Origin of the sequence: Streptomyces barkulensis (genome assembly GCF_002843305.1) — a bacterium.
GTDB classification, from domain to species: domain Bacteria; phylum Actinomycetota; class Actinomycetes; order Streptomycetales; family Streptomycetaceae; genus Streptomyces; species Streptomyces barkulensis.
Map to the genome: position 1 here is coordinate 95,852 of NZ_PGSG01000027.1, position 12,788 is coordinate 108,639.

Genomic DNA, 12,788 nt, shown 5'->3' on the forward strand with positions numbered 1-12,788 from the left:
GCTGTGTCAGGCGCCGCGGCGCGGGCCGGTGATCGCCTCCCCGATCACGAAGCCCTTCGCCGCGCCGTCGGGGATCGCCACCTCCGTCCCGTACGGGACACGGGTCTCGGCGGCGTAGACGGCCTCGCCGGGGGAGGGGGAGGTCAGCACGGTGACGGTGCCGTGGCCGTCGTGGTCGTCGATCAGGACGTACACCGGCACCCCCGCGCGGGCGTACGCGCGGCGCTTGTGGACCCGGTCGCGCTCGATCGAGCGGTGCCCGGGGGAGACCACCTCCACGACCATCTCCACACAGGACGCCTTCAGCCCCAGCCCGTCCTCGGTGACGTGCTCGGTGTCGTCCTCGGGGGCGACGAACAGGTCGGGGACGTATGCCGTCAGCTCGTGGATGACGTTCATGTCCTGGTAGGCCACGTGGTCGCCGTCGTCGAGGAACCTCTCGAGGGCGCGGCGCAGGCGGTTGACGATCTGACCGTGGCAGTGGCGGCCGGTGGGAGACACTTCGATGGACCCCTCGACGATCTCGGCGTGAAAGCCCTCGGGGAGTTCCAAGGTTTTCCACGCCTGCCACAGTGCCTCGTCCAGGTCGGCCCGGGGCGGGGCCTGTGGGCCGCCGTGGGGCCCGGGGTCCTCGTCGGTCTCGTCGACCCCGGTGACCTCGGGCGCCTCGTGCGTGAGAGCGGTCATGGCGTAGCACCTCCTCCTTGAAGTATGGGCGGGCTCTTCGTCGCGGTACAGCACGTACGGCGGTACGGGTGCGACGTCAGTGACGCCAGTGACGCTAGAGCCCTTCCGCCCGTGCGCGCCCACAAGGGACAAGCCCACGCCCGAAAGAGTGAAGTGTGCGGCGTCACAGTGACAAAACCGCAGGTCGGAGAAGGCCCCGTCTCAGATAGTAGGAAGGCCAACTAATCGGCGGGACATCACAGCTTTCAGCCCTTACTTTGGTAGAAGCCGAACGTCTCGCTCCATCAGCGAATGGCGGATGAGGCGCCGTGCCCGTCGCAGGTGACCCCTGCCGCACCGGCCGCCCCCGCCCTTACGGCGCGTTGGGAATCCCTCCTCTTTCCACCCTCCGGTTCTTCCGCCCCCTCAGGGAGTTCGCCATGGACGCGACCGCACGCCGCCGCCCCCGTCACACCGCCCGTGACCACCACGACAACGCCGACCGCCGCAACGCGGCCGCCGCCCTCCAGCGGGCGCTGGACCGTCGGGACAACGGGGGCGCCACCGGCCACTGAGGCCGGCTCCGCCGCCCGCCCGGGCCGTACCGCCGCACGAGCCGCCGCCCGGAACCGAGAGTCCCGGCCGCGGCTCGTGCGGCGCCGCAGCAGCGCTCGTACGGCGCTCGTACGGCACTGGAGCGCCCGGTCCGCATCGCGGACAGCGCGTGTCATTCCCTGGGACGAGCGGTATGGTCCCTTCCATGTCTCGCAGCATCGACCTCGCAGTGATCCCCGGTGACGGCATCGGCCGGGAAGTCGTGGCCCAGGGCCTGAAGGTCCTGTCCGCGGTCCTTCCGCAGGACGCGAAGCTGCGGACACGGGAGTACGACCTCGGCGCGAAGCGCTGGCACGCCACGGGGGAGACCCTGCCGGACGCGGAGCTGGAGCAGCTCAGGAGCCACGACGCCATCCTGCTCGGCGCGATCGGCGACCCCTCGGTCCCCTCCGGCGTGCTGGAGCGCGGGCTGCTGCTCAAGCTGCGCTTCGCCTTCGACCACTACGTCAACCTGCGTCCCTCCAGGCTCTTCCCGAACACCGCGACCCCGCTGGCGGGCCGCCCCGACATCGACTTCGTCGTCGTCCGGGAGGGCACCGAGGGCCCGTACACCGGAAACGGCGGCTCCCTGCGCACCGGCACCCCGGCCGAGGTGGCCACCGAGGTCAGCGTGAACACCGCCTACGGCGTGGAGCGCGTGGTGCGGGACGCCTACGAGCGGGCCAAGGCCCGGCCGCGCAGGAAGCTCACGCTGGTCCACAAGAACAACGTCCTGGTGCACGCCGGCCACCTGTGGAAGAACATCTTCGACCGGGTCGGCGAGGAGTACCCCGAGGTCACCACCGACTACCTGCACGTGGACGCCGCGACGATCTTCTTCGTCACCCAGCCCGAGCGCTTCGACGTGATCGTCACCGACAACCTCTTCGGCGACATCCTCACCGACCTCGCCGCCGCCGTCACCGGCGGCATCGGACTGGCCGCCTCCGGGAACATCAACCCCACCGGCGCCTTCCCGTCGATGTTCGAGCCGGTCCACGGCTCCGCGCCCGACATCGCCGGCACCGGCAAGGCCGACCCCACCGCGACGGTCCTCTCCGTCGCGCTGATGCTGCGGCACCTGGGCCTGGACCCCGAGGCGGCCCGCATCGAGGACGCGGTCTCGGCCGATCTCGCGGAGCGCTCCGCGCCCCGCACCACCGAGGAGATCGGCGACGCCCTCGCGGCGCGAGTAGCCGGCTGACGCCCGGCCGTACGCTCCGTCCGGCCGGGCCGCAGGCGCCCGGCCGCTGGGCTACTCGGCGGTTGGGTGCGAACATCTACCACCAGGACCGCCCACCCGTGCCCCATGCGGTCTGCCGTCCCCGATAATCGGACATGGGGCCGCTGTACGCAGGGAAGCTCGGACGTCCTGGTACCGATCGGGGCGACGGGAGCGCGGTCCACCACGACACCCAGTGAAGGACGCGCTCACCATGACGACGCCCCGTATCGAGTTCGACCTCAAGCCCTCCGCGCAGCTGCTGCCCGCCGCGGAGCGCGAGGCGGTGCTCGCCGCCCCCGGTTTCGGCCGGCACTTCACCGACCACATGGTCACCATCCGGTGGACCGAGGGCCGTGGCTGGCACGACGCGCAGCTCCAGCCGTACGCCCCGTTCCAGATGGACCCGGCGAACATGACGCTGCACTACGCCCAGACGATCTTCGAAGGGCTGAAGGCGTACCGGCAGCCCGACGGCTCGGTCGCCGTCTTCCGCCCCGACGCCAACGCCCGGCGCTTCCAGCGCTCCGCACGCCGTCTTGCGATGCCCGAGCTGCCGGTGGAGACCTTCGTCGAGGCGTGCGACCTACTGGTGCAGCAGGACAGGGCCTGGGTGCCCGGCGAGGGCGAGCAATCGCTGTACCTGCGCCCCTTCATGTTCGCCACGGAGGTCGGCCTCGGGGTCAAGCCCGCGAACGAGTACCTGTTCGTGGTGATCGCCTCGCCCGCGGGCGCCTACTTCCCGCGCGGTGTCAAGCCCGTCTCGGTCTGGCTGTCGCAGGAGTACGTGCGCGCCGCCCCCGGCGGTACGGGCGAGGCCAAGACCGGCGGCAACTACGCGGCCTCCCTCGTCGCCCAGGCCGAGGCCGCCGGGCACGGCTGCGACCAGGTGGTCTGGCTGGACGCCGGAGAGCGCCGCTGGATCGAGGAGATGGGCGGCATGAACCTGTACTTCGTGAAGGGGTCGGGCAAGGACGCCACCATCGTCACGCCCAGGCTGACCGGCACCCTGCTGCCGGGCATCACCCGCGACTCGCTGCTGACGATCGCCTCCGACCTGGGCTACGGCACCGAGGAGGCCCGCATCTCCGTCGACGACTGGCGCGAGGGCAACGCCGACGGTTCGATCACCGAGGTCTTCGCCTGCGGCACCGCGGCCGTCATCACCCCGGTCGGCACGGTGAAGTCCGCCGCCGGGAACTGGACGGTGGGCGACGGCGAGCCGGGTGAGATCACCATGGAGCTGCGCGAGGCGCTGCTGGCGGTCCAGACCGGCCGCGCGCAGGACACGCACGGCTGGATGCACAGGCTGGCCTGAGCCCGGTCCGGCGGGATGGGAGGGCCGAGAGCGTCCCGGCCCTCCCATCCCCCGGTCCTCCCATCCTCCGGTCCTCCCGCCCCTGGTTCTCCCATCCCCCCGGTCCTTCCGGTCCTCCCGTCCCGCCGCTTCCCGTTCCGCCGTCCGCCTCCACGGACGGCGGCGACCACATCGTGAGACCACCCGATCCGCGGAGCGGATCCGTGCCAGACTGTGCCCGTGCCTCACCTCGCCATGATTTTCGGCAGCAGGCGCGCCGGTCCGCAGTGACCGCCTACGCACACACCCGGTGCGGTGGCGGACACCGTGTCCCAGACCCGCGCGCAGACCTCTCGCACCCGCGAGAGGTTTTTTCGTTTTCCGGCACCACCCGGCCGGAACGAGGGCGTGAGGGATGATGGGGACAAGTAGGGCCAAGCACTCCGGACCTACATCCATCGACAGGAGCCAGACCAGCATGACCGACGCCGCGGCCTCCCGGCAGCCGGGGGACGCGTCCCTCGGCGACGCGTTCCACGTCTTCGACACCACGCTCCGCGACGGGGCACAGCGGGAGGGCATCAACCTCTCCGTCGCGGACAAGCTCACCATCGCCCGTCACCTGGACGACTTCGGTGTCGGCTTCATCGAGGGCGGCTGGCCCGGTGCCAACCCCCGGGACACCGAGTTCTTCCGGCGCGCCCGTGAGGAGATCGACTTCCGCCACGCCCGGCTCGTCGCGTTCGGCGCCACCCGCAGGGCGGGCGTCGCCGCGGCCGACGACCCGCAGGTGCGGGCGCTGGTCGACTCGCAGGCGCCGGTGGTCACCATCGTCGCCAAGGCGCACGACCGCCATGTCGAGCTGGCGCTGCGCACCACGCTGGAGGAGAACCTGGCGATGGTCCGCGACACGGTGGAGCACCTGCGGGAGCGGGGCCGGCGGGTCTTCGTCGACTGCGAGCACTTCTTCGACGGTTACCAGGCCGACCCCGAGTACGCCAAGCGGGTCGTGCGCACCGCCTACGAGGCCGGCGCCGACGTGGTCGTGCTGTGCGACACCAACGGCGGCATGCTCCCCGCCCGGATCCAGGCCGTGGTGCGGACGGTGCACGCCGACACCGGCGCGCGACTGGGTATCCACGCCCAGGACGACACCGGCTGCGCCGTCGCCAACACCCTGGCCGCGGTGGACGCCGGCGCCACCCATGTGCAGTGCACCGCCAACGGCTACGGCGAGCGCGTGGGCAACGCCAACCTCTTCTCGGTGGTCGCCGCCCTCCAGCTCAAGTACGGCATGAAGGTCCTGCCCGAGGGCGCGCTGCGCGAGATGACGCGGATCTCCCACGCCATCGCCGAGGTCGTCAACCTGACGCCCTCCACCCATCAGCCGTACGTGGGTGTTTCCGCGTTCGCACACAAGGCCGGACTGCACGCCTCCGCCATCAAGGTGGATCCCGACCTCTACCAGCACATCGACCCCGAGCTGGTCGGCAACCGCCTGCGGATGCTGGTCTCCGACATGGCCGGCCGGGCCTCCATCGAGCTCAAGGGCCAGGAGCTGGGGATCGATCTGAGCGGTGACCGCGAGCTGGTCGGCCGGATCGTGGAGCGCGTCAAGGAGCGCGAGCTGCGCGGGTACAGCTACGAGGCCGCCGACGCGTCCTTCGAGCTGCTGCTGCGCGAGGAGCTGCTGCGGGGCGGGGCGGAGGAGCGCTCCCGGAGCTTCTTCACCACCGAGTCCTGGCGCGCCATCGTGGAGAACCGCCCCGACGGTTCCCACGCCAACGAGGCGACCGTGAAGCTGTGGGCCAAGGGCGAGCGCATCGTCTCCACCGCCGAGGGGAACGGCCCCGTCAACGCCCTGGACCGGGCCCTCCGGCTGGCGCTGGAGCGGATCTACCCCGAGCTCGCCCAGATGGAGTTGGTGGACTACAAGGTCCGCATCCTGGCGGGCACCCACGGCACGGAGTCCACCACACGGGTGCTGGTGTCCACCGGGGACGGCGGAGGCGAGTGGTCCACCGTCGGAGTGGCCGACAACGTCATCGCCGCCTCCTGGCAGGCCCTCGTCGACGCCTACACCTACGGCCTGCTGCGCGCCGGCGTCGAGCCGCAGGGCTGACCGGCCGTCACGACACGCCCACCCAGGCCTGAACGCTCCTCTGGCGCGGACTGTGGGAACCCCACAGTCCGCGCCAGAGGAAACTGGGGATCCTCCCTGGTGTGGCGGCCTCAAAGGCGTGGTTCTGTCCAGCGTGGCCATGAATCGCGGGCTGAGACTGTACGAATCCGACGACGGCGAACAGTGCGGCGGTTTCGTAGGGTCTGAACATGACCGATCTGTCCCAGACGCCGCTCGCGGCGAGTGACGCCCGTGGCCGTGTGGCGGAGTTGCACGCCATCCGTGAGCAGGTTCGGCGCGGTCCGAGCGAGCGGGCCACCGAGGCCCAGCACTCCAAGGGCAAGCTGACCGCGCGTGAGCGGATCGAACTGCTGCTGGACGAGGGGTCGTTCCAGGAGGTCGAGCCGCTGCGCCGGCACCGCGCCACCGGCTTCGGCCTGGAGGACAGAAAGCCGTACACCGACGGGGTGGTCACCGGCTGGGGCACCGTCCACGGCCGCACCGTCTTCGTCTACGCCCACGACTTCCGGATCTTCGGCGGGGCGCTGGGCGAGGCCCACGCGCAGAAGATCCACAAGATCATGGACATGGCCATCGCGGCCGGCGCGCCGCTGGTCTCCCTCAACGACGGGGCCGGCGCCCGCATCCAGGAGGGCGTGGTGGCCCTGGCCGGCTACGGCGGCATCTTCCAGCGCAACACCAGGGCTTCCGGGGTGATCCCGCAGATCTCGGTGATGCTGGGCCCGTGCGCGGGCGGGGCGGCCTACTCCCCGGCGCTGACCGACTTCGTGTTCATGGTCCGCGACACCTCGCAGATGTTCATCACCGGCCCCGACGTCGTCCAGGCGGTCACCGGTGCCCAGGTGAGCCAGAACGGGCTGGGCGGGGCGGACGTGCACGCGTCGACCTCGGGCGTGGCGCACTTCGCCTACGACGACGAGACCGCCTGCCTGGAGGAGGTCCGCTACCTGCTGTCCCTGCTGCCGTCCAACAACCGGGAGAACCCGCCGCGCACCGAGTGCGCCGACCCGGCCGACCGGCGCGGCGAGGTGCTGTACGACCTGGTGCCGGCCGACGGCAACCGCCCCTACGACATGCGCGCGGTGATCGAGGAGATCGTCGACGACGGCGAGATGCTGGAGGTCCACGAGCGCTGGGCCACCAACATCATCTGCGCGCTGGCCCGGATGGACGGCCAGGTGGTGGGGATCGTCGCCAACCAGCCCCAGCAGCTCGCCGGCGTGCTGGACATCCACGCCTCCGAGAAGGCCGCCCGCTTCGTGCAGATGTGCGACGCGTTCAACATCCCCATCCTCACCCTGCTGGACGTGCCCGGCTTCCTGCCCGGCGTGGACCAGGAGCACGGCGGGATCATCCGGCACGGCGCCAAGCTGCTGTACGCGTACTGCAACGCCACCGTGCCGCGGATCTCGCTGGTGCTGCGCAAGGCCTACGGCGGCGCGTACATCGTCATGGACTCCCAGTCCATCGGCGCGGACCTGACCTACGCCTGGCCGACCAACGAGATCGCGGTGATGGGCGCCGAGGGAGCGGCGGGCGTGATCTTCCGGCGGCAGATCGCCGCCTCCGACGACCCCGAGGCCACCCGGGCGGAGCTGGTCAAGGAGTACCGGTCCGAGCTGATGCACCCCTACTACGCGGCCGAACGCGGCCTGGTCGACGACGTCATCGACCCCGCCGAGACGCGCTCCGTACTCATCGGCGCCCTGGCCATGCTCCGCACCAAGCACGCCGATCTGCCCGCCCGCAAGCACGGCAACCCGCCCCAGTGACACCTGTGAGGACCAGCCCCGTGAACGTTTCCGCCACCACCACCGCAGCCGCGGCCGTCGCCGACGTGGTCCGTGTGGAGAAGGGCCACGCCAGCGAGGAGGAGCTCGCCGCGGTCACCGCCCTGCTCCTGGCCCGCGCCGCCGCCCACCGGGCCGGCCCCGCCGCCTCCCGTCCGCGCCGCAGCACCGCACCCTGGCGCCGCCTGGAGCGCACCTCCGGTTTCCGGGCCCCGCACAGCTGGCAGGGCTGACCGGAGACCGGAGGAGCCCGGGAGCGCCCGCCGCCGGGACCGGGCGAACCGGCCTTCGGCGCGAACTCGCACGGACCGGCCCCCGTACACCTCGGGTGTACGGGGGCCGGCGAGGTCTGTCGTCGCGGGGCCGGTCAGCCGACGGGGGCGTCCATCAGAACGGTCCGGCGCGGGTTGGCGGTCCGGGCCGGAAGGTTCCCCGCGTCCTCCCCGCTCTCCGCGCGCTCGGCCGGGACGCCCGCCGGCTCGTCGGCGTCCTCGAGGTGGGCCAGGGTGGTGCGCTGCGGATTGGCAACGCTGCGCGTGATCATCGTCGTCTTCACCAGGTCTGCCTCGTTCGCCTTCTTGTCGTTTACATACCTTGTGTAAAGCTGAGCGTAAGGGGCCCCATTCCCCTCCAGGGATGACTCGTATAACGATCCGTCTGTGATTTTACTCACGAAACGGCGGGCAAAAGCCACATAACGGACCACCTGAGCCGGTCACCTAAACGGGCATACCCGGCCAAAATCGGGCCATCCACCCTCTGGTGTCGCTACCGGGGCAGTGGGCACTGTAGCGGCTCACGTGTGGCGCCAGCTGCCAAAAGTCCGTGATGCGCCGTATGTGTCTACACCCTCAGCCACAGAGTGTCTGCGTAGCGTCACGCATGTCACAGCCTTATCCACGGACCTTGTTGGAGATCCGGCACTGTGCTGGAATTCCACGGACCGCCGCAGGAGACGACCCGGCGCGCAAGGGGCGCATAGGAGCGCCGCGCGGCGGAGACTTGGGGGCGCGCCGGTCACTCACGACCGTCAGGGGGGTCCTTCGGACCTTCCCGACTCGATACCGTTCCGCCGTTCGCGGGGGGACGCCTGGTCCAGAGGTTGCGACGCTAGTGCAGGGACGTTTCAAGAGGGATGGCAGCGCTGTGGGGGACCCGGAGCTGCGCGGTGCGACCGACCGCGGCTCCTCACCACAGCGCGCCCAGGAGAGCGGTGGCCGGGAGCAGGCCCTCGACGCCGACAAGGGCAAGCGCGCGAAGGCGCGACCGGACGGCGAGGCCGAGGGCGCCCCGAAGCCCAAGGAGCCCGGCGCCACGGGCTCCCGTCTGGCCCTGCGCAACTGGCGCATCAGTACCCGTCTGGTCTCGCTGCTGGCCCTTCCGGTCGTCACGGCCACCTCGCTGGGCGCACTGAGCATCAACAGCTCGCTCGCCGAGGTCGACCAGCTCGACAACATGAAGCTCCTCACGGAGATGACCGAGCGCGCCACCGAGCTGGCGACGGCGCTCCAGGAGGAGCGGGACCGCTCGGCCGGCCCCCTGACCGGCACCGGCAACCCCAAGGACGACGCGGTCGTCGGTCCGCGCGAGGAGACCGACCAGGTCAAGGCCGCGTTCTTCGACGCCACCCCCGCGCTCGACACCGCCGACGCCGGGCTCCTCTCCGGCGTCCGTGCCACGATCACGGACATCACCCGGCAGCTGAACCGGCTCAAGACCATCCGGGAGCGGGCGTACGACAACCCGGACAACATCTCGCAGACGGTCAACGACTACAACCAGCTGATCGAGTCGCTGCTGAGCCTGTCCCAGGACATGGCGCAGGCCACCAGCAACCCGGAGATGATCCAGAGCACCCGTGCGCTGGCGGCGTTCTCCTCCGCCAAGGAGTACGCCTCCATGCAGCGGGCGATCATCAGCGCCGGCCTGGCTCGCGAGGACGGCCCCAAGCTGTCGGACAACGACCACCTGTACATCAGGACGGCCTGGGAGAGCGAGAGCGCGGCCCGTAAGCGCTTCGACGACATCTACGGCAACAACGAGGCGGCCGAGCTCACCAAGCCGCTCGACGAGGGCATCGTCAACATCACCTCGGCCGACGAGTACGCCGAGCGTGTGGTGAAGGACCCCAAGGGCATCTCACGCGAGAACCGCTCCTACCTGGACTGGTTCGACCAGGACCAGGTCAAGATCGAGCAGATGCGGAAGATCGAGGCCTCGCTGCTCACGCAGATGGACGAGCAGGCCCGTACGCTGCGGGCCGAGGCCCAGCAGTCGGCCCTCTTCAACGGTGTCCTGGTGCTGCTCGTGCTCGGCATCTCGCTGGTCGGCGCGTTCGTCGTGGCCCGCTCCATGATCCGCTCGCTGCGCCGGCTGCAGGACACCGCGCAGGACGTGGCCCGCCGCCGCCTGCCCGAGCTGGTCAAGCAGCTCTCCGAGGCCGACCCGCAGGACGTCGACACCTCCGTGGAGTCCGTCGGCGTCCACAGCCGCGACGAGATCGGCCGGGTGGCCGCGGCGTTCGACGACGTGCACAGCGAGGCCGTCCGGCTCGCCGCCGAGCAGGCGCTGCTGCGGGGGAACGTCAACGCGATGTTCACCAACCTCTCGCGCCGCAGTCAGGGCCTGATCCAGCGCCAGCTCTCGCTCATCTCCGAACTGGAGTCCCGCGAGGCCGACCCGGACCAGCTCTCCTCCCTGTTCAAGCTGGACCACCTGGCGACCCGTATGCGCCGTAACGGCGAGAACCTGCTGGTCCTCGCGGGCGAGGAGCCCGGCCGCCGCTGGACCCGCCCGGTGCCGCTGGTGGACGTGCTGCGCGCCGCCGCGTCCGAGGTGGAGCAGTACGAGCGCATCGAGCTGAGCGCCGTTCCCACCACCGAGGTCGCGGGCCGGGTCGTCAACGACCTGGTGCACCTGCTGGCCGAGCTGCTGGAGAACGCCACCTCGTTCTCCTCGCCGCAGACCAAGGTCAAGGTCACCGGCCACGCGCTGCCCGACGGCCGGGTGCTGGTCGAGATCCACGACACCGGCATCGGACTGTCGCCCGAGGACCTCGCGGCGATCAACGAGCGGCTCGCCAACCCCCCGACGGTCGACGTCTCGGTCTCCCGCCGCATGGGCCTGTTCGTGGTCGGCCGCCTGTCCCTGCGGCACGGCATCCGCATCCAGCTGCGCCCCTCCGACTCCGGCGGCACGACCGCGCTGGTCATGCTCCCGGTCGACGTCGCCCAGCGCGGCGGTCAGCAGAACGGCCAGCAGAACGGTCAGCAGAGGAAGCCCTCCGGCGACGGCGGCCAGGGCGCCGGCCCGTCCGCCACGCTGCGGCGAGAGCCGCAGGGCGGTGGTGCGCCGGCCGGTACCAGCCGGCTCGGTGCGCTGCCCACCCGCAACCAGGTCCAGGGCGCTTCCTCCTCGCGTGCCGCGCTTCCCGGCGGTCCGGCGGGCGGTCCCGCGGCAGGCAGTCCCGCGGCAGGCGGTCCCGCGGGCGGTGGCTTCGGTGCCCCCGGCCGCCCCGGCCCCGGGCAGTCGCCCCGCCCCGGGCAGCCCGGGCGTCCCGGAGAGGGTGTGCCCGCGGGGGCCTTCGGCTCCGGCGCGCGCCCCGAGCCCCGCACCGGCCAGCAGCCGCCGCAGCGGCGTGCCGACGTCTCCACGGGCGAACTGCCCGCCGGACCCGGCGAGCGGCGCCCCAGCTGGGCCGACGGCCGCGACGACCGGGCGTCCGGCCGCTACGAGGCCCCCGACGCGCCGCGCGGTCACGAAGAGGCGGAGAGCACCTCGGAGTTCGCCCGTCCGGGCGGCCCCGGCGCGTACCCGCAGCAGCCCGCCGGGCCCGGCGAGACCGCCCCGCTTCCGCGTGTGGAGCCGCAGGGCGGTCCGCGCGGTCCGCAGGACACCGGCCAGTACCCGGTGCCTCAGGACACCGGTCAGTACGCCCGACCCCAGAGCCCGCAGGACACCGGTCAGTACGCCCTTCCGGGCGGCCCCCAGGACACCGGCCAGTACCCGGCGCCTCAGACCCCGCAGGACACCGGGCAGTACGCCGTCCCCCGGCAGGGCGCCTCCACCGCCCGCGAGTCCTCCGCCTACGAACTTCCCGGCAGCAGCCCGGCCGCGACGGGCTCGGACGAGCGCACACCGATCTTCGAGTCGATGGAGACGAACTGGTTCAGCGCCCGCCAGGCCGCCGCCCAGCAGGCTCCCGCGACCGCGTCGTCGGGTGAGTCCCCGTCGGCGGGAGCGCCCGGTCCGGCATCCCCCCAGCGGCCCGAACGGCCCGAAGGGCCCGCCCGGCCGGCGCCCCAGCGGCAGCCCACCGGCGGGTCCGGCGGTGCCGGCGGCGGCACCGGCACCGGGTGGCAGGAGACCCCGAACGACGAGCGCTGGCGCCGGGCCGAACAGCTCCGCCAGCCCGCGGCCGGCGGGGTCACCACCTCCGGTCTGCCCCGCCGCGTGCCGCGCGCCAACCTCGTGGCGGGCACCGCGCAGCAGCGGCCGTCCACACCGACCGGTCCGCAGGTCTCGCGTGCGCCCGATGACGTACGCGGTCGGCTGACCAATCTCCGCCGGGGCATCCAGCAGGGTCGGCAGGCCGGAAACGGCCAGGCCGGCGGCAGCCGCGGCACAGGCCCCACCTACCAGCAGGAGCGTTAGTTGAGTCCGATGAGCCAGGCGGCGCAGAATCTGAACTGGTTGATCACCAACTTCGTGGACAACACCCCGGGGGTGTCGCACACGGTGGTGGTCTCCGCCGACGGCCTCCTTCTGGCCATGTCCGAGGGGTTTCCGCGGGATCGTGCCGATCAGTTGGCGGCGGTCGCGTCGGGGCTGACCTCGCTGACCGCTGGTGCGTCGCGCATCTTCGAGGGGGGTGCGGTGAATCAGACGGTGGTGGAGATGGAGCGTGGGTTCCTTTTCATCATGTCGATCTCCGACGGTTCCTCGCTGGCGGTGCTGGCGCATCCGGAGGCGGACATCGGTCTGGTCGGGTATGAGATGGCCCTGTTGGTGGACCGTGCGGGTACGGTGCTGACGCCGGACCTCCGCGCCGAACTGCAGGGAAGTCTGCTCAACTAG

The 12,788-nt window shown here is 71.5% G+C and carries 10 protein-coding genes; 8 read left to right on the forward strand and 2 right to left on the reverse strand.

Features of this window, described 5'->3' with window-relative positions; translation table 11 throughout:
• Nucleotides 1–6: 6 nt before the first annotated feature.
• Entirely contained in the window at nt 7–687 is a 681-nt protein-coding gene (locus tag CUT83_RS06375; RefSeq protein WP_101254891.1) for a Uma2 family endonuclease, read from the reverse strand.
• Between the two features lie 419 nt (nt 688–1,106).
• Here CUT83_RS06375 and CUT83_RS31345 point away from each other — a divergent pair, with 419 nt between their 5' ends.
• From CUT83_RS31345 to CUT83_RS06400, 6 genes are all read left to right on the forward strand, one after another.
• The gene (locus tag CUT83_RS31345; protein WP_093663306.1) at nt 1,107–1,241 is read left to right on the forward strand and encodes a hypothetical protein; all 135 of its coding nucleotides are present in this window, start codon (nt 1,107–1,109) and stop codon (nt 1,239–1,241) included.
• A gap of 185 nt (nt 1,242–1,426) precedes the next feature.
• Nucleotides 1,427–2,464, forward strand: coding sequence for a 3-isopropylmalate dehydrogenase (locus tag CUT83_RS06380; RefSeq protein ID WP_101254906.1), 1,038 nt, complete (start codon nt 1,427–1,429; stop codon nt 2,462–2,464).
• A gap of 232 nt (nt 2,465–2,696) precedes the next feature.
• On the forward strand, nt 2,697–3,800 hold the full coding sequence (locus CUT83_RS06385) for a branched-chain amino acid aminotransferase (protein ID WP_101254907.1): 1,104 nt from the start codon (nt 2,697–2,699) through the stop codon (nt 3,798–3,800).
• 457 nt (nt 3,801–4,257) lie between these two features.
• Complete coding sequence (gene cimA, locus CUT83_RS06390) at nt 4,258–5,901, forward strand: citramalate synthase (protein ID WP_101254892.1); 1,644 nt, start codon at nt 4,258–4,260, stop codon at nt 5,899–5,901.
• Nucleotides 5,902–6,110: 209 nt separating this feature from the next.
• Nucleotides 6,111–7,694, forward strand: a complete 1,584-nt coding sequence (locus CUT83_RS06395) for an acyl-CoA carboxylase subunit beta (RefSeq protein ID WP_101254893.1) — start codon at nt 6,111–6,113, stop codon at nt 7,692–7,694.
• 20 nt (nt 7,695–7,714) lie between these two features.
• Nucleotides 7,715–7,945, forward strand: coding sequence for an acyl-CoA carboxylase epsilon subunit (locus CUT83_RS06400; protein ID WP_173915034.1), 231 nt, complete (start codon nt 7,715–7,717; stop codon nt 7,943–7,945).
• A gap of 134 nt (nt 7,946–8,079) precedes the next feature.
• Here the strand turns inward: CUT83_RS06400 and CUT83_RS06405 are convergent, their stop codons facing one another.
• Nucleotides 8,080–8,268, reverse strand: coding sequence for a hypothetical protein (locus tag CUT83_RS06405; RefSeq protein WP_101254894.1), 189 nt, complete (start codon nt 8,266–8,268; stop codon nt 8,080–8,082).
• A 557-nt stretch (nt 8,269–8,825) separates the two neighbouring features.
• Here CUT83_RS06405 and CUT83_RS06410 point away from each other — a divergent pair.
• On the forward strand, nt 8,826–12,365 hold the full coding sequence (locus CUT83_RS06410) for a sensor histidine kinase (RefSeq protein WP_101254895.1): 3,540 nt from the start codon (nt 8,826–8,828) through the stop codon (nt 12,363–12,365).
• A 9-nt stretch (nt 12,366–12,374) separates the two neighbouring features.
• A complete protein-coding gene (locus tag CUT83_RS06415; protein WP_026057603.1) occupies nt 12,375–12,788 on the forward strand; it encodes a roadblock/LC7 domain-containing protein in 414 nt (137 codons plus the stop codon).

Excerpts from the sequence above, each read along its gene's own strand:
- CUT83_RS06375 (WP_101254891.1), bottom strand. The coding sequence starts at position 687 with ATGACCGCTCTCACGCACGAGGCGCCCGAGGTCACCGGGGTCGACGAG.
- CUT83_RS31345 (WP_093663306.1), top strand. The coding sequence starts at position 1,107 with ATGGACGCGACCGCACGCCGCCGCCCCCGTCACACCGCCCGTGACCAC.
- CUT83_RS06380 (WP_101254906.1), top strand. The coding sequence starts at position 1,427 with ATGTCTCGCAGCATCGACCTCGCAGTGATCCCCGGTGACGGCATCGGC.
- CUT83_RS06385 (WP_101254907.1), top strand. The coding sequence starts at position 2,697 with ATGACGACGCCCCGTATCGAGTTCGACCTCAAGCCCTCCGCGCAGCTG.
- cimA (WP_101254892.1), top strand. The coding sequence starts at position 4,258 with ATGACCGACGCCGCGGCCTCCCGGCAGCCGGGGGACGCGTCCCTCGGC.
- CUT83_RS06395 (WP_101254893.1), top strand. The coding sequence starts at position 6,111 with ATGACCGATCTGTCCCAGACGCCGCTCGCGGCGAGTGACGCCCGTGGC.
- CUT83_RS06415 (WP_026057603.1), top strand. The coding sequence starts at position 12,375 with ATGAGCCAGGCGGCGCAGAATCTGAACTGGTTGATCACCAACTTCGTG.